The sequence below is a fragment of the Pedobacter miscanthi genome (assembly GCF_032678605.1).
In the GTDB taxonomy this organism is placed as follows: Bacteria; Bacteroidota; Bacteroidia; order Sphingobacteriales; family Sphingobacteriaceae; genus Pedobacter; species Pedobacter miscanthi_A.
On the sequence record NZ_JAVTSU010000006.1, the window covers coordinates 186,731 to 202,148 of the forward strand.

The following is a 15,418-nucleotide window of genomic DNA, read 5'->3' on the forward strand; positions in this document are numbered from 1 at the left end:
TCCGTGTCAATCTGTGTTTCCGTGGCTGAAAAATAAAGCTAGCCCAACGCCATATGATAAATCTTTTTATTATACTCTGGATTTGCACCAGACTGCGAAGCCACAAAAGCACCAACTTTACAGGCATTATCTAAAATTGTTTCCATGGGGTAGCCTTGCAGGTAACAAGCAATAAATGTGGCTAAAAAGGCATCGCCGGCGCCAACGGTATCTGCTACCTGAACTTTGTAACCCGCATGTTTAAACAATTTTCCATCTTTTAAAACACAGGCACCCTTATCGCCAAGTGTTAGGCAGATCATTTCGATATTAAACTGGCTGGAAAGTTGTTTTAATAGTTGTTCATCAGTATTGCCCGTTAAACCAAACGATTCCTTTACCCAAATAATTTCGTCCTCGTTTATTTTTAAGATATCGGCTTTTGTCAAAAGCTCGCCAATTAATGCTTTTTCGTAAAAAGGAGCGCGGAGGTTAATGTCGAATATTTTGGTTTTCGCATGATCTAAAAGTTCGAGGATCGTTTTTTTAGATTGCGGTGCGCGGCAGGTTAAGCTGCAATATACCAATGCATCTGCTTGTTTTATTGCCGTTATATTTTCTTGCGTTATTTTAATGTCATCCCATGCTACAGGCTGTTTAATGGTGTAGGTAGCCTGGTGGTTTTCATCGAGCTGCACCACAACTGTACTTGTCGGTAATTCGGTATTAACCTGAATCAAATCCGTAGCAAAATGATTGTTGGCTAAAAAGTTCAATAACTCTTTCCCATTTTCATCATCGCCGACGGCGCTGATAAAATTGCTCTCTATACTTTGTTTATGTAAATTAAGCGCAACGTTCATACTCGAGCCGCCGGCTTTCTTTCCCTCCAGGAAAACATCCCAAAGTATTTCACCAATTGTAATTACTTTATTTTGCATGGTAGATTAATAAAAATGTAAATAAACAATTTTTACCGGTTGAACGAAATAATTTGTTTCATATCTTTAATTTTTACCAAAATTGTAATCATCATGAAAAAAATACTCTTTATCGTTCTGTTTTTTGTTTCTTTTAGTGTTTATGCCCAAAATGCAAAAGATAAACAAGCGATACTCAATCTGCTCGAAAAACAGCGTAGTGATTGGAATAAAGGTGATATTGAAGCTTATATGCAAGGTTATATCAAATCAGATAGTTTACTTTTTGTAGGAAAAAGTGGACCAACCTACGGTTGGCAGAAAACACTGGATAATTACAAAAAAGGATATCCGGACAAATCAGCAATGGGTTTTTTAGTTTTTGGAATAAAAAAAGTAGATTTTTTAAAGCCAGATCTCGCTTTTGTGCTGGGCAGTTGGAATGTAAAGCGCGAAAAAGACGAACTTAAGGGCTATTTTACACTTTTGATTAAAAAAATAAAAGGAGAGTGGAAGGTGATTGCTGATCATAGCAGTTAATTCAGAAATGAGGAACATTCAGGAGTCGTCATTGCGATGAGGCTCCTTCAGCCGAGGAAGCAATCTTAAAACGATAAATTGATTTGTAAGCTTGTAAGATTGCTTCATCGTTTCTCCTCGCAATGACGAATTTTATGAAAAATTACTCCCCCAATTTAAAATCCTTATAATAATAATCTTTATCTGCGTCGGTTAACTGGCGGATTACCCTACACGGGTTTCCTGCTGCAAAAACGTTATCCGGAATATCCCTGGTTACGATACTTCCTGATCCGATAACGACATTCGATCCAATTTTTACGCCTGGGTTGATCACTACGTTTCCTCCGATCCACACGCTATTGCCAATGGTAACTTCCTGTGCCCACTCGTATTCCTGATCTCTTAAATGTGCATGGATGGGATGGCCTGCGGTGTAAATGGCTACGTTTGGGGCTATAAAAACACTATTTCCAATACTCACCTTTGCACAGTCTAAAATAACCAGGTTAAAGTTTGCATAAAAGTTATCACCGATTTCGATGTTGTAACCATAATCGCATCTAAAAGGTGGTTCTACATAAAACATCCTTTCCGTTTTTCCAAAAAGCCTTTTTAACAATTCTTTACGTTGTTTAATGAATTTTGGAGCGAGGTTATTAAATTCGAAAACAATTTCCCGGGCTTTTAACCTTTCTTTTGATAGTTCTTCACCTCCAGCCTGATAGGCTTTGCCGGCTAGCATTTTTTGTTTTTCGGTAAGTATGTTGGTATCCATTTATAATCTCATTTTTTGATGTGAACTAAACTTTATTTGCAATTATAACAAAAAACGGGGCTATCGTTACCGATGCCCCGTTGTATTTTAATTTTCAATAATTTTTATGGTCTGCCTTTGGCTAAAGCCTTTTCAGCAATTTTAACTGCTTTTTTCTCTCTCCAGTTCGCATATTTTTCTTTAAAAGTCATTTTAATCAAACTATCAATCGCGCCATGGGTAAATAAACTCCAAACACTGGCCACTTTACGGGTAATCGATTGATCCCATGCCCTTAAGCTTAATGAGAACGAGCCATCCAGGTATTTCATCCAGTGCCACATGCCAGTTGGCATAAATAAAGTATCGCCATGCTCTAAGAAAACTTCGTAACCTTCTACACCGTTTAGCGCAGGGAATTTTTCAAAGTCAGGGTTGGCAACATCATAATCTTCCAAAGCATAAGTTGCATTTGGTAAACAATATAACCTGTCTTTCCATTTGTTATCGAAAAGTACGATATGCTTTCTGCCGCCAAAATGGGTATGGAAAATATGTGGCAAATCGATGTCATAATGTAAAAAGGTTACCGAGTTAGAGCCGCCAAAAAACATAGCAGGCATGCTTTCGATAAAACCACCCATTAAATCTTTAGGGATTTTTACATCATTGATTAAACTTGGCACTTTTTTAAACAGGTTAAAAAAGAAAATCCTCAGTTCAGTTGGCTCACGTTTGATCAGGTCAAGGTAATCGCCAAATTTCATGTGCGCCGCAGCTGCATTAATCGGCTTTGATGGATCTGCTTTAGAGTTATCGTAAAGGGGAACTTCTAATTCACCGCCAATTTCTTTTAAATATTCAGTCGTCCATTTTTCTCTCGCAGGCCAATCTTTGGTAAGGCCCCTGATTACTAACGGACGTTTAGTTTTCAAATAATTTTTCTTAAAATCTTCAGGAGTGATATTTTCAACAATATCAACAGGTTTTAAAATGAAACTCATGCGCTTAAATCGGTTATTTGTGCCGAACAACAAATGTGTAAATTTTATTTTACAAAATTGAAGTTAACAGGTAAATGTGACTAAAATCACGTAATCTAAATTAGCAAATACTTAACAATTTAGTAATTACGCTTCAACTTTATTTTTAACAATTTCGGCGTAAGCAGCATCCCACAAGTCGATACGTTTCTGTAAAGCCACTTTGGTGGTTTGTTCTGCTTCAATCCAAAATCCTTCCTCTTTTTCGCAGAGTTTCTCTGTCATCGAGAGCGCCAAATGGCTATGGTGATCGCCATCCACTTCAATATGGCGTTCTAAATAATATTTAAAGATCGATACCTGATCCGCTTGTGTACTGTTTAAATCGTTTACCATGCTGTAAAACATATTCGGGATCAAATCCTCTCTGCCAAAGGTAAAACTGGCTGCCTGTAAATGTGTTTTGCCACTGTTAATGGTTTCAAAAGTCGCATTTACAAAATCTTTAGCTGCGTTAGGTACATGAGCAATTTCAAAAGCTTCGTTAAAACTTTTACCATTTTTTAAAGCATTAAGGAAATCATTAATGGGCTTAGTATTTGCACCACATTGGTCCATAGCATCTAAATAGAGTTCGAAATGGCTTTTAATGGCGCCACCAGCATCCACATCCGATTCTTCACCAGCAACAATTTCGTTAATTAACTGCCTCGTAACCGGGTCGCCAACAGGGAACCATGGCAAGCTGGTACAGGTAAGGTTAATCTGCAAAGCTTTAAGCAACGACATAAAATCCCAAACCGCGAAAATATGGTGTTCCATAAAAACCCGAAGATCTTCTAATTCACTAATTGCAGAGTAAACTTTATGGTTAATAATCTGCTGCCTAAGTGGCGTGATGCTTTCTTGTATTTTTATAATGTTAGGATGCATATTTGAGTTTGGTGTTTGGAGTTTTGAGATTGGATTCCAAATCTCATCATCCTGTTTAATCTTTCGCTTTATTCTTTTCGCTTATTTCGGCAAATTTTTTTCTAATGCTTTACCTGCCCTTTTTATAGCGAGTTTTTCTTTCCAGTGCATATATTTTTCACGGTAGTTTGCTTTCATAAAGTCGTCAAATTTACGCTGTAAAGTTAAGTTATACAAGCTTTTTGCTTTTACCGCCCAGCTTTTATCCCATGCCCTTAAACTAATGGAGAAAGATCCATCGAGGTATTTCATCCAGTGCCAGTAACCGGTGGGCATAAATAAGGTATCGCCATGTTCCAAATAGGCTTCCACTCCCCGCACGCCTCTTAAGGCTGGGAATTTATCAAAATCGGGATTCTCTACATCATAATCTTCCAATGCATAAGTGGCGTAAGGAATCTGGTACAAACGTTCTTTCCATTTATAATCGAAAAGGATTACATGTTTGCGCCCGTTAAAATGGGTATGGAAAATGTGTGCCAGGTCAATATCGTAGTGTAAAAAGGTAACCGAACCCTTGCCGCCAAAAAACATATTCGGATAACTGTCTAAAAAGCCGCCCATTAAATCTTTCGGAGCAATATAATCTTCCAATAAATGAGGTGCGAATTTTATCGGATCGAATAAAAAGATTCGCAAATCCGTTGGTGTTTCCTTAATCAGATCAATATAATTGCCAAATTTCATCTCGGCAGCCGCAGCATTTATGGGTTTAGAAGGATCAGCTTTCGAGCTGTCGTAAAGCGGAACAGTTTTATCGCCAACAACATCCTTCATATAGTCAATTGTCCACTTTTGATAAGCCGGCCACTGTTTGGCCATGTTTTTTATTACCAAAGGTTTGCGGGGTTTAAGGTAGTTCAGCTCGAAATCTGATTTAGATATGTCTTCAACTACATCTATCGGAGATAAATTGAATTTCATGTTAATAAACTATTAATGCAGCAAAATTAAATAGTTAAAAAACAGGAAGTATCAGAAATGAAAAAACTTGAAAAAAAACTGACAATTCATCAAAAAAAGTCAGATGGGTGGTGTTTAAAAAACAAAAACGTCCCAGCGAAAGCCAGAACGTTTAGGTTGATCATAAGGATATACGATATATTATTTAGGCATTAAAACGGTATCAACCACATGGATCACACCATTTTTCTGATTAACATCTGCAATTGTTACAGTGCTCATTCCACCTTTTTCGTCTTTTAAAACTAATTTTTTACCTTCCATCCAGGCCCAAAGTTTACCACCTTCTACTGTTGTTAACTCAGCTTTACCACCGCCTGCTTTAATTGCTTTTGCAATTGCTTTGCTATCCATTTTACCTGCAACAACATGGTAAGTTAAAATTTTAGTAAGGGTTGCTTTATTTTCTGGTTTAACCAAATTGTCAACCGTTCCGGCAGGAAGTTTGTCAAACGCTGCGTTTGTTGGAGCGAAAACTGTGAAAGGACCAGCGCCTTTTAACGTTTCTACTAAACCTGCTGCTTTTACTGCGGCAACCAGTGTGGTGTGGTCTTTTGAATTTACTGCATTATCTACAATGTCTTTAGTTGCATACATCGCTGCGCCACCAACCATTGGATTTTTTTGAGCGTAAACTTGTGTTGTAAATGCCATTGTAATTACGGCAAAAACTGATAGGATTAAATTTTTCATTATTTCTAATTTTTAAGTTTCTGTTATTTGATTCCATTTACGACGGCTTACAGATACTTGGTTTTTAGAAATAAAAAATATTATTTAATTATCTGGTTATGAGTTATTTAATTTTGTGTTTTTTAGTTTAGGAAAGATGCTGTAGTAGTTTTTAGGTTAGGGTAGTCAGAATTTTGCTAAATCTTCTGGCTGTTCTTCGACTACTTTACCATTTACAGATTTAAAAAATTGGTCGTCATTCTCGCGCAGGGAATCTTAATGCAACCTGCAATCTCTGTTAAGGCATTCCGATTGCCAGTCGAGCTGGCAATGACGATTCTACGCACTGTTATTAAACCTCCAATGTATTTTACAAAATCTAGCCTCTACCATTGATGCTATTTTTTCAACGCGCTACAAAGAGATTATTACATAGATCACATCTTTCCAATGAGCTAGGCTAGAGTACATTATCTCCGTTCTATTTAAATCGGGCAGATCGTGTTTAGGTAAGTTGAGTTCTTCCTTAAGTCGTATCCTTTAGAAATCTAGCTAGTCTCACTTACCACCAACCGCAAAACGCCTCCCTAGTTCACCTTTGAAGTCCGCACTTTTTTAGAAAAAATCTTAGGAAAAAAACGTTTCAATAATACCGCTTTTGTTTCTTTACCACCGATGTAAACCTCTTCTTTTTTATTGCGGATGGCTTGTACGATCTGTTTGGCGCATTCGGCCGGTGTCATTGCATCTGCATGCGCATCGCCCATGATGTTTAACGGTTTTCCATCTGCAGTGAGGGCGTTATAGGTTACATTTGTTTTAATAAAGCCCGGGCAGATAATTGTAATATCGATGTTTTTATCATAAACTTCTGATCGGAGGGAATCAAAATAACCATGTAATGCATGTTTTGAGGCTGCATAAGTTGAGCGGAATTTAGTACCGAATTTACCAACCAAACTGCTGATTATGGCAATCTGTCCGCCGCCATTGGCTATCATCAATGGTAAAACTGCTTTGCTCAATACTACTGTTCCCCAAAAATTAGTGTCCATAATCTGCTGTTCTGTTTGCAGGTTGGTTTCGAGGGCTAAACTCCGCTGACTCACGCCACCGCTATTGATCAGTAAATCTATTTTTCCGAAAATACGGATGGCATCAGCGGCTTTATTTTCCAGTGTTTCGGTTTCGCTTAAATCGAATGGTAAAACATGTACATTAAACGAATTTTGGCAATTTCCTTTTACGCGGAACAGTTCATCACGGTTTCTGCCTGAAATGATCAGTTTATCACCTGCTTTAAAATACTCGTATACCAGGGCCTCGCCAATACCTGAAGAAGCGCCTGTAATCCACACAATTTTTGACATAAATATATAATTATTGAATGAAGGAATGATTGATTGACAGAATGATAGACTTGTGCTAAAAAGCATTCTCTCATTCAAAACTCACTCATTCATTCATCTGCTACAATAAACAATTCTGAAGCAATATGATCGGCAAATAATTTTCCATTTTGGCTTAACCTGATTTTATCTCCATCAATAACCAGCCAATCTTTATCCTCAAAATTTTTAAGGTTGTATTTGGTTTCTTCTAAAAATTCTTTCCCGAAATCTGTATTTATTTTTTGCAGGTTCGTTCCCCACATGGTTCTGAGCGAAGTCATTACATATTCGTTAAACCGATCGTTCAAACTCAATTCTTCAACCAACTCAGGGAGTTTGTTGTGCCCTAAAGTCTCCATGTATAGCGCATTATTTGCTGGATTCATATACCGGTTCTGTCCATCAAAGCCATGTGCCGATGGGCCAATGCCAATATAATTTATGCCTTTCCAATAATTGGTATTGTGCACTGCATAATGATTGGGTTTGGCAAAATTCGAAATTTCATAATGCTCAAAACCTGCTTCAACCAGTTTTTCCATTAAAATTACAAATTGAGCAGCACTTTGGTTATCGCTTACCGGACTTTGCTTTTTGTTTTTAATGGCATGAGCCAAAGCTGTTCTCGGCTCAACGGTTAAAGCATAGGCCGAAATATGAGGAACTTCGAGTTCAACCGCCTTTTGGATATTATTTAGCCATTTTTGATCGGTGAGTAAAGGATACTCATAAATCAAATCAAGTGTTAGGTTTTCAAAACCGGCATCCTGACTTCTCCTGATACAGTCTTCAGCTTCCCTGGCCTGATGTGCCCTATTCATCCAGATGAGGTCTTCATCATAAAAAGACTGGATGCCCACACTAAAGCGGTTAACCGGCAGTTGTTTAAGTTCTTTTAATTTTTGAGCAGTTAAATCATCAGGATTGGTTTCGATGGTGATTTCTGCATTTGCATCAACTGAAAAAGTATGGGTAATGGTATCGAAAATTTTTTGTAAAGCTGCCTGCGATAAAATTGAAGGGGTTCCGCCACCAAAATAAACGCTTCCAACCTGCCCTGTAATGCGGTCTTTTTTCATTTTGATTTCTTTACAAATGGCATCAACCATTTCTTCAGCATATTTTAAGGACGTGCTAAAATGGAAATCGCAATAGTGACAGGCCTTTTTACAGAAAGGAATATGGATATAAATACCGGACATTTTGCAAAGATACTGAAGTTAAATTTTCTTTACTGTCATAAATGTTTGGCAATTGGTTTATATTATTTAGACATTTTTTATAAAAGTAAAGTAATAGCTTTACTTTTAAGTTGTTTTTGTCAAGTAATAGCTTTACTTTTATGTTGTTTTTGTCAAGTAATAGCTTTATCTTTATATTATTATGGGGAAGAAATCTTTAATGTTACAACAGTTAAACGGGAAACTTTTAAGTTTTGCCGTATTAAGCCATATTGCAATTCCGGCGAGTGGGTGGATTAAAGCAATCCGTAACACACTTGGCATGTCTATGCAACAATTGGCCAATAAACTTTCGATTAGTAGACAGGGGGTTTTGGATATCGAAAAAAGGGAAGTTGATGGCTCGATTACCATAAAATCCCTTCGTGAATTGGGGAGGGTTTTAGATATGGAACTGGTTTATGGTTTTGTGCCCAAAGATGGTTCATTGGATGCCATGATCGAGAAAAAGGCAAATGAACTTGCCACAAGAATTGTGCTTCGTACATCAAATACCATGAAATTAGAAGATCAGGAAAATTCTAAAGAAAGGATTGAAAAGGCTATAAAAGAAAGAACTAAGGAAATTAAAAACGAAGTGCCTAAAATTTTATGGGATTAGATTTAATTTACATTGATGGGCAGACTCCTTTAGACGAAGAAGAAAAAGAAGATCTGCTCATTTCTTCTATTGCAACAAGAGATGAACTCGATGAATTTGAACAGCAAAATATCGAAGAAGCAATACTGTGGACATTAGGGAGAAAATTTAAAGCTGAAAAACTATTTACGGAAGCTTTTATTAAAGACGTACATAAGCGCATGTATAAAGATGTTTGGGCATGGGCAGGAAAATTTAGGAATACGAATAAAAACATTGGGGTTGATAGATGGCAAGTAGCTATTGAATTAAAGAATTTATTAGAAGATGCTAGGTTCTGGATTGCAAATAATACTTTTTCTGCTGATGAGATAGCCATTCGCTTTAAGCATCGCATAGTGAGCATCCATTGTTTTTCTAATGGAAATGGCAGGCATAGCAGGTTGCTGGCCGATATTATTATTGAAAAATTATTTGATAGGCCGGTATTTACATGGGGCGCTGCAAGCCTTTCAAAAGAAAGCGACAACAGGAAAAGCTACCTTGACGCACTGAAATTGGCCGACAAAGGCGATTATGAAGAAATTCTCTGGTTTGCAAGGTCATAATCAGATTAATATATTCTTCAATCCATTTATTTTATTTAGGTAAACAATGATTATTCGACTACTTTTGCATCCTTAAGTTTTGATTTACAGCATGCCGAAATTCATTTTCATTTTGTTTGCATTTTTATGGTCTGCAGATTTTGTGGCAGCTCAGCAGGTTCCTGTTCAAACAGATAGCGTTGTGGTAAATCAATACCGGTACCGGAGGTATCGTCCGGATTCGGCAACATTGGCCCGGCAGAAATTTTCTACCGATTCGCTGGTTCATCATACCTGGGTGCTGCCGGATAGTTTGATCAATAAGAGTGCGCTTTTAGATACGATTGAAAAGGAATATCTTTTTACCAAGCTGGATTTATGGGCATGGCATAAGAAATACCATCATTTAAAGAAAAAAGCAAATCCTTATCAACTGGGTACAAAAATCCCCAAAGGAAATGTTGGTTTACTGGGTTTCATTTTTGGTATGCTCGTTATTTTTGCTGTTTTAAAAAATGCTTTTTCCAAACAGCTTTCTGCCATTGTTCAATCGTTTTTTAGCAACAGGATATTAAATAACATCAATAAAGAAGACAATCTTTTTAGCTCGTGGCCATTTTTATTGTTATTTGTGCAGTTTGGCTTTGTTTTCGGGATGTTTTTTTTCCTGGTGGCACAGTGGAACGATATGTACCAGGCTAAAGATGGATTTAAATTTTTCTTTAGCATATCGATTACCATTATTGTTTTTTATGCACTCAAATTAGTCCTCCTTCGCTTTCTCGGTTACCTGTTTAATGTTCAAAAACCGGTTGGCGAATATATCTCCATATTATACCTCAGCTACTTCAACGCATCATTGTTATTTATTCCTCTGGTTGTGGCTTTTGCCTTATCGCCACTTAAATATGGAGCTGTTTATATCGTATTGGCGTTCTTGTTGTTAGGCATCATATTTGCTTTTCAGTTATTGAGGGCGGGTATAACTATACTTTCTAATAATAAGTTTTCTAGAATGCATTTAATTTTGTACTTTTGCGCCCTCGAAATATGTCCTATCCTCATACTAATTAAAACGATAGGGCTGTAGCAGGAAAAAGGAAAATGCAAGAAAAGAACGACTCTAGAATCCGCAAAGTAAAAAGTATTTTGGTTACTTTACCAAAACCTGAAACCGAAAAATCTCCTTATTACGATTTGGCCAAAAAACTCAACTTAAAAGTTGATTTCAGGTCTTTTATTCATGTAGAAGGGGTGCCGGCAAGAGACTTTAGAAAGGATAAAATTAACCTGGTCGATTTTACGGCAGTAATTTTTACCAGTCGTAATGCAGCAGATCATTTTTTCAGAATTTGTGAAGAAATGCGTTATGATGTGCCGGCAGAATTGAAATATTTCTGTCTTTCTGAAACAATCGCTTTGTATCTTCAAAAGTATATCCAGTACAGAAAGCGTAAAATCTTCTTCGGAAAGCAAACTGCAGCAGATTTGGCAGAAGTGCTGAAAAAACATGCCAGTGAGAAATTTTTATATCCTTGCTCTGATGTGGCTACAGAAGATACCATGAAATTTTTGGAAAAAAGCGGGTATGATTTTACTCCGGCAGTTCTGTTTAGAACTGTAGTAAGCGATTTATCTGATCTGGCCGAAGTTTTTTATGATGTAATTGCTTTCTTTAGTCCATCAAGTATCCAATCTCTGTTTAAAAATTTCCCTGATTTTAAGCAAAACAATACGCGCATTGCAGCTTTTGGTGTAAATACCAGTAAAGCATGTGCCGATATGGATCTTATAGTTGATATTGCAGCACCAACCCCGGGTGTGCCGTCAATGACAATGGCCATTGAAAATTATATCAAAATATCTAATAAATAATACATTCAATAATTTATTTTACGTCAATACAATAAATGCGTAACTTTGCTGTTATAAAGAGAGTTGCGCATTTTTTATTACAAATAATAAAAGCTATAAAAATCATTAAACTAACTTTAATCGCTTTGTAGTAATGATTTAACGTAAAATATTTGTTTTTGTTGATAATTTCAGTGATTTTTGATAAAATTGCTCCTAAGCGTGCTTTGCACACCATAAAAAAATATGAAGAAAATTTACCTTCTAGCTATTGTAGGTATAACTGTAATGCTAGCTAGCTGTGGCCACGGTGGTCAGGGTGAGCTGGTTGGTGCTTATAACCGAAAATTTAAAAACGATCGAATTCCATTGGGAATGGTATATGTTCCACCGGGGCATACCGTACTTGGAGGTGCTGATGAGGATATTACTTTTTCTCAGAATTTGCCGGGTAGAATGACTACCATCAGTGCATTCTTCATGGACCAGACTGAGATTTCTAACGCCGAATACCGTCAGTTTACCAATTGGGTGCGCGATTCGATTGCTATTGTCATGATGGGTAATCCTCAGCAATTTATGATCACGCCAAGGGGTAATGCTGCGGCAGCTGTTGGTGGAGAGAAATATATTGACTGGAAAAAAGTGGGTCCAAATGGTGCAAATATCTGGCGGAACAAGGGTAGGGGGGCAGCCGCTGCTCAGGTGAGTCAGTTAGATGGGATGTACTATTCTGGCCTTGATGCACTTCCGGGCAAAAAAGAACTTGATGTTCGTAAATTTGAATATTCTTACGCGGAATTAAATATGGAGAAAGCGGCCATTGGCCACAAAGATCCAAACAGCAAACGCCAGGATTATATCGACCGTTATACCGTTGCCATTTACCCTGATACCATGGTTTGGAAAACGGATTATTCTTACTCACAAAACGACCCGATGGTTCGTGGTTATTATAATCACCCTTCTTATGATGATTATCCTGTTGTTGGGGTGAGCTGGGAGCAGGCTAAAGCATTCTCCCACTGGAGAACAAGGTTATATGATGGTGTGGCTACAGCTAGAAAATTACCTGTAGGATCGAGATCAGATTACAGATTACCAGCTGAAACAGAATTTGAATATGCTGCACGTGGTGGTAATACCAAGACAAAATATCCATGGGGTGGTCCTTACATCAGAAATACGAAAGGCTGTTTACAGGCGAATTTTAAACCAGGCCGCGGTGATTATTCAAGCGATGGTGGTATTTATACTGTTGGCGTAAGGTCTTATTTTCCTAACGATTATGGTTTATACAATATGGCAGGAAATGTTTCTGAATGGACATTAACCGCATACAACAAAGGCGCCAGCCCATTGTTACATGATTTAAACCCTAACTTTACTTACGATGCAGGTGCTAATGATAGCAAATACAAAAAACGTAAGGTTGTAAAAGGTGGTTCATGGAAAGATACCGGTTACTTTTTACAGAACGCGGTAGCAACTTACGAATACCAGGATACACAAAGATCATACATTGGTTTCAGATGCGTTTCATCTTATCCAGGTACTGATTTAAGACATTAAACCAATCAAACTAAAAACTAAAGAAAAACATCAAAATTTTATGGCAGCAAAGAAACAACCAGGCTGGTTACACGTAGCGATTTCATGGGGAGCAAGTATTGTAATTATCGGAGCGTTATTTAAAATTCTACACATTGGTGGAATTGTAGGTAACTACATGATCGGGCTTGGTCTTGGAGTGGAAGCATTTTTATTCTTCTTAACCGGATTTTTCCCACCAGAACCAGAACCAGCATGGGAAAGAGTTTACCCTGAATTAAAAGAAGATTTTAAAGGAGAATTGCCAACAGCATCGGCAAGACCAGTAGCCGCAGCAGCTTCTTCTAACACAGCAGCTTTAGACAAAATGTTATCAGATGCTAAAATCGGTCCTGAATTAATCGAAAGTTTAGGTACAGGTTTACGTACATTTGGTGATAAAGTAGCAACAATTTCTAATGTTGCAGATGCTTCTACCGCAACTAACGAATTTACCGGTAAAATTAAAACGGCATCTGCTGGTTTTGATAACTTAAGTGCATCTTTTGAAAAAGCAACAGCTAATTTAAAAGCAATGGGCGAAAGCAATGTAGATTCTCAGGCTTACCACGATCAGGTGAACAATTTAGCTAAAAATTTATCAGCTTTAAACGCGGTTTATGAATTAGAATTGCAGGATTCGAGTGCACATTTAAAATCGATGAATAAATTCTATTCAAACTTGTCTTTAACCATGCAGAACTTTAACGAATCGATGGAAGATTCGAAACAGTTTAAAGAAGAGGTGAACAAACTGGCTAAAAACCTATCATCGCTTAATGCAATTTATGGCAATATGCTATCGGCTATGAATGGCCCACGTGTATAATTTGTTTAGTTTTTAATTTTTAAAGGAAAAGCTACATCAAACATGGCAGGCGGAAAAGAAACAACAAGGCAGCGGATGATCAATATCATGTATTTGGTATTGTTGGCTATGCTCGCCTTAAACGTATCAGATACCATTTTAGATGCATTCAAAAATATCAACGATAGTTTGGATACCTCTAAAAACAATGTAAATACAAGTATTAATCAGTTATTTTCTGCCTTCGAAAATTCGAAGTTGAAAGAAGAGCCAGCCCGTGCACAGCCAATTTACGATAAGGCAAAACAGGCACAGAAGGCCGCTGATGACTTAAATAATTACATTGAAAGCATTAAAAAGGAATTTACCCAGGCTGGTGACGGAATTGATCCGGAAACTGGCGACCTGGTAAACAGATCTAATCAGGATATTGCCCAAAATATCATGATTAATCAAAAGAAAGCAGATGAATTAAAGGCAAAGATTAACGCAACACGCGAAAAATTAATCTCTTTATTAGATCCTGCCGATAGGGCGAATGTTTCATTCTCTCTTGAAGCCAAAGATCCTGCTATAAAAAGAAAAGGCAACTGGCAGGAAACTTACTTCGGTGAGGGAACACCATTAACGGCTGCTATGACGATTTTAACTAAACTGCAAACAGATACTAAAAATGCTGAAGCAGAAGTAGTAAAAAAATTGTTCGGAAATATGGATAAAGCACAGGTTAACCTCGATCAGTTTGCAGCAGTTGCAGTAGCACCTACTTCTTACGTGATTCAAGGACAACCATATACTGCTGAAGTATTTTTAACAGCAAGCGATTCAAGATCAACTCCTGATATTACCGTTAACGGAAACAAACTATCCATTAAAGATGGTAAAGGAACATACAGTGGTGGTACGGGTAGTGTTGGTCAGTTTACCTGGGTGGGTACTGTGCGTGTGCGCCAAACTGACGGGCAGGTGAAAGAATACAAAACCCAGCCACAAACTTATCAGGTTGCTAAGCCATCAGCATCAGTTGCTTCAACAAAGTTGAATGTAATTTATGCAGGTATTGCCAATCCATTTACAGTATCGGCAGCAGGTTTCCCGTTAGAGAGCGTTCATGCTTCTATTTCAGGAGGTTCAATGTCGGGCAGTAACGGAAACTATAACGTAAATGTTCCGGGTAGCATGGTGGGTTCAGAAGTATCAATTAATGTTTCTGCAACTAACGCTGGTAAAACAGTTAGTTTAGGCTCACAAAAATTCAGGGTTAAAGCCATTCCAGCTCCGGTAGCAAAGGTTGGTGGCCGCGCTGGAGGTGATGTGGCTTCGGTACAGTTAAAAAGTGAATCAGAAATTGAAGCAGATCTGGATGATTTTCCATTCGATGTTAAATTTAAGATACAACGTTATAAATTAACCATTATCAAACCTCGTTCTGATGCAGTTACCATTGCTGGTAGCGGTGGAAGTTTTGCAGGTGCGGTTAAAGGTGCCATTAACTCTATTACACCTGGTACAAGGGTGTTTTTTGAAGATATAGTTTCTGTAGGTCCTGATGGCCGTCAAAGAATTTTACCTTCATTGGCGTTTAGTGTAAAATAAAAAAAA

At 37.6% G+C, this 15,418-nt stretch carries 16 protein-coding genes; 8 read left to right on the forward strand and 8 right to left on the reverse strand.

Going from position 1 to position 15,418, the window contains the following annotated elements; all coding sequences use genetic code 11:
* Nucleotides 1-38: 38 nt before the first annotated feature.
* Nucleotides 39-920, reverse strand: coding sequence for a carbohydrate kinase (locus R2R28_RS11260; protein WP_316825773.1), 882 nt, complete (start codon nucleotides 918-920; stop codon nucleotides 39-41).
* Between the two features lie 93 nt (nucleotides 921-1,013).
* Between R2R28_RS11260 and R2R28_RS11265 the strand changes: the two genes are divergently transcribed.
* Nucleotides 1,014-1,439, forward strand: a complete 426-nt coding sequence (locus tag R2R28_RS11265) for a nuclear transport factor 2 family protein (protein ID WP_316825774.1) — start codon at nucleotides 1,014-1,016, stop codon at nucleotides 1,437-1,439.
* Nucleotides 1,440-1,581: 142 nt separating this feature from the next.
* On the opposite strand, the gene R2R28_RS11270 is transcribed toward R2R28_RS11265, so the two are convergent.
* From R2R28_RS11270 to hemW, 7 genes are all read right to left on the reverse strand, one after another.
* Complete coding sequence (locus R2R28_RS11270) at nucleotides 1,582-2,196, reverse strand: sugar O-acetyltransferase (RefSeq protein WP_316825775.1); 615 nt, start codon at nucleotides 2,194-2,196, stop codon at nucleotides 1,582-1,584.
* A gap of 104 nt (nucleotides 2,197-2,300) precedes the next feature.
* A complete protein-coding gene (locus tag R2R28_RS11275; protein WP_316825776.1) occupies nucleotides 2,301-3,179 on the reverse strand; it encodes a cupin-like domain-containing protein in 879 nt (292 codons plus the stop codon).
* A gap of 126 nt (nucleotides 3,180-3,305) precedes the next feature.
* Entirely contained in the window at nucleotides 3,306-4,091 is a 786-nt protein-coding gene (locus tag R2R28_RS11280; RefSeq protein ID WP_316825778.1) for a DUF3050 domain-containing protein, read from the reverse strand.
* 81 nt (nucleotides 4,092-4,172) lie between these two features.
* Nucleotides 4,173-5,054 (reverse strand): cupin-like domain-containing protein, encoded by an 882-nt coding sequence (locus R2R28_RS11285; RefSeq protein WP_316825779.1) that lies wholly within the window; start codon nucleotides 5,052-5,054, stop codon nucleotides 4,173-4,175.
* Nucleotides 5,055-5,234: 180 nt separating this feature from the next.
* A complete protein-coding gene (locus tag R2R28_RS11290; protein ID WP_138818693.1) occupies nucleotides 5,235-5,786 on the reverse strand; it encodes a fasciclin domain-containing protein in 552 nt (183 codons plus the stop codon).
* 566 nt (nucleotides 5,787-6,352) lie between these two features.
* A complete protein-coding gene (locus tag R2R28_RS11295; RefSeq protein WP_316825780.1) occupies nucleotides 6,353-7,135 on the reverse strand; it encodes an SDR family oxidoreductase in 783 nt (260 codons plus the stop codon).
* Nucleotides 7,136-7,224: 89 nt separating this feature from the next.
* Nucleotides 7,225-8,358, reverse strand: a complete 1,134-nt coding sequence (hemW, locus tag R2R28_RS11300) for a radical SAM family heme chaperone HemW (RefSeq protein WP_316825782.1) — start codon at nucleotides 8,356-8,358, stop codon at nucleotides 7,225-7,227.
* A 181-nt stretch (nucleotides 8,359-8,539) separates the two neighbouring features.
* Here hemW and R2R28_RS11305 point away from each other — a divergent pair, with 181 nt between their 5' ends.
* The 7 genes from R2R28_RS11305 to gldM all read left to right on the forward strand — a co-directional run bounded on the left by R2R28_RS11305 (nucleotide 8,540) and on the right by gldM (nucleotide 15,412).
* The gene (locus R2R28_RS11305; protein WP_316825783.1) at nucleotides 8,540-8,998 is read left to right on the forward strand and encodes a mobile mystery protein A; all 459 of its coding nucleotides are present in this window, start codon (nucleotides 8,540-8,542) and stop codon (nucleotides 8,996-8,998) included.
* Nucleotides 8,989-9,585, forward strand: a complete 597-nt coding sequence (locus R2R28_RS11310) for a mobile mystery protein B (RefSeq protein WP_316825784.1) — start codon at nucleotides 8,989-8,991, stop codon at nucleotides 9,583-9,585. The genes R2R28_RS11305 and R2R28_RS11310 overlap by 10 nt, the downstream gene beginning before the upstream one ends.
* A 91-nt stretch (nucleotides 9,586-9,676) precedes the next feature.
* On the forward strand, nucleotides 9,677-10,654 hold the full coding sequence (locus R2R28_RS11315) for a DUF4271 domain-containing protein (protein WP_316825785.1): 978 nt from the start codon (nucleotides 9,677-9,679) through the stop codon (nucleotides 10,652-10,654).
* Between the two features lie 14 nt (nucleotides 10,655-10,668).
* Nucleotides 10,669-11,439, forward strand: coding sequence for a uroporphyrinogen-III synthase (locus tag R2R28_RS11320; RefSeq protein WP_316825786.1), 771 nt, complete (start codon nucleotides 10,669-10,671; stop codon nucleotides 11,437-11,439).
* 225 nt (nucleotides 11,440-11,664) lie between these two features.
* A complete protein-coding gene (locus tag R2R28_RS11325) occupies nucleotides 11,665-12,990 on the forward strand; it encodes an SUMF1/EgtB/PvdO family nonheme iron enzyme (protein ID WP_316825788.1) in 1,326 nt (441 codons plus the stop codon).
* Nucleotides 12,991-13,030: 40 nt separating this feature from the next.
* Entirely contained in the window at nucleotides 13,031-13,837 is an 807-nt protein-coding gene (gene gldL / locus R2R28_RS11330; RefSeq protein WP_316825789.1) for a gliding motility protein GldL, read from the forward strand.
* Nucleotides 13,838-13,879: 42 nt separating this feature from the next.
* Entirely contained in the window at nucleotides 13,880-15,412 is a 1,533-nt protein-coding gene (gene gldM, locus R2R28_RS11335) for a gliding motility protein GldM (RefSeq protein WP_316825791.1), read from the forward strand.
* Nucleotides 15,413-15,418: the final 6 nt, after the last annotated feature.

Excerpts from the sequence above, each read along its gene's own strand:
- R2R28_RS11325 (WP_316825788.1), top strand. The coding sequence starts at position 11,665 with ATGAAGAAAATTTACCTTCTAGCTATTGTAGGTATAACTGTAATGCTA.
- gldM (WP_316825791.1), top strand. The coding sequence starts at position 13,880 with ATGGCAGGCGGAAAAGAAACAACAAGGCAGCGGATGATCAATATCATG.
- R2R28_RS11305 (WP_316825783.1), top strand. The coding sequence starts at position 8,540 with ATGGGGAAGAAATCTTTAATGTTACAACAGTTAAACGGGAAACTTTTA.
- R2R28_RS11280 (WP_316825778.1), bottom strand. The coding sequence starts at position 4,091 with ATGCATCCTAACATTATAAAAATACAAGAAAGCATCACGCCACTTAGG.
- R2R28_RS11310 (WP_316825784.1), top strand. The coding sequence starts at position 8,989 with ATGGGATTAGATTTAATTTACATTGATGGGCAGACTCCTTTAGACGAA.
- R2R28_RS11320 (WP_316825786.1), top strand. The coding sequence starts at position 10,669 with ATGCAAGAAAAGAACGACTCTAGAATCCGCAAAGTAAAAAGTATTTTG.
- R2R28_RS11260 (WP_316825773.1), bottom strand. The coding sequence starts at position 920 with ATGCAAAATAAAGTAATTACAATTGGTGAAATACTTTGGGATGTTTTC.
- R2R28_RS11295 (WP_316825780.1), bottom strand. The coding sequence starts at position 7,135 with ATGTCAAAAATTGTGTGGATTACAGGCGCTTCTTCAGGTATTGGCGAG.
- R2R28_RS11285 (WP_316825779.1), bottom strand. The coding sequence starts at position 5,054 with ATGAAATTCAATTTATCTCCGATAGATGTAGTTGAAGACATATCTAAA.
- gldL (WP_316825789.1), top strand. The coding sequence starts at position 13,031 with ATGGCAGCAAAGAAACAACCAGGCTGGTTACACGTAGCGATTTCATGG.
- hemW (WP_316825782.1), bottom strand. The coding sequence starts at position 8,358 with ATGTCCGGTATTTATATCCATATTCCTTTCTGTAAAAAGGCCTGTCAC.
- R2R28_RS11315 (WP_316825785.1), top strand. The coding sequence starts at position 9,677 with ATGCCGAAATTCATTTTCATTTTGTTTGCATTTTTATGGTCTGCAGAT.
- R2R28_RS11275 (WP_316825776.1), bottom strand. The coding sequence starts at position 3,179 with ATGAGTTTCATTTTAAAACCTGTTGATATTGTTGAAAATATCACTCCT.
- R2R28_RS11290 (WP_138818693.1), bottom strand. The coding sequence starts at position 5,786 with ATGAAAAATTTAATCCTATCAGTTTTTGCCGTAATTACAATGGCATTT.
- R2R28_RS11265 (WP_316825774.1), top strand. The coding sequence starts at position 1,014 with ATGAAAAAAATACTCTTTATCGTTCTGTTTTTTGTTTCTTTTAGTGTT.
- R2R28_RS11270 (WP_316825775.1), bottom strand. The coding sequence starts at position 2,196 with ATGGATACCAACATACTTACCGAAAAACAAAAAATGCTAGCCGGCAAA.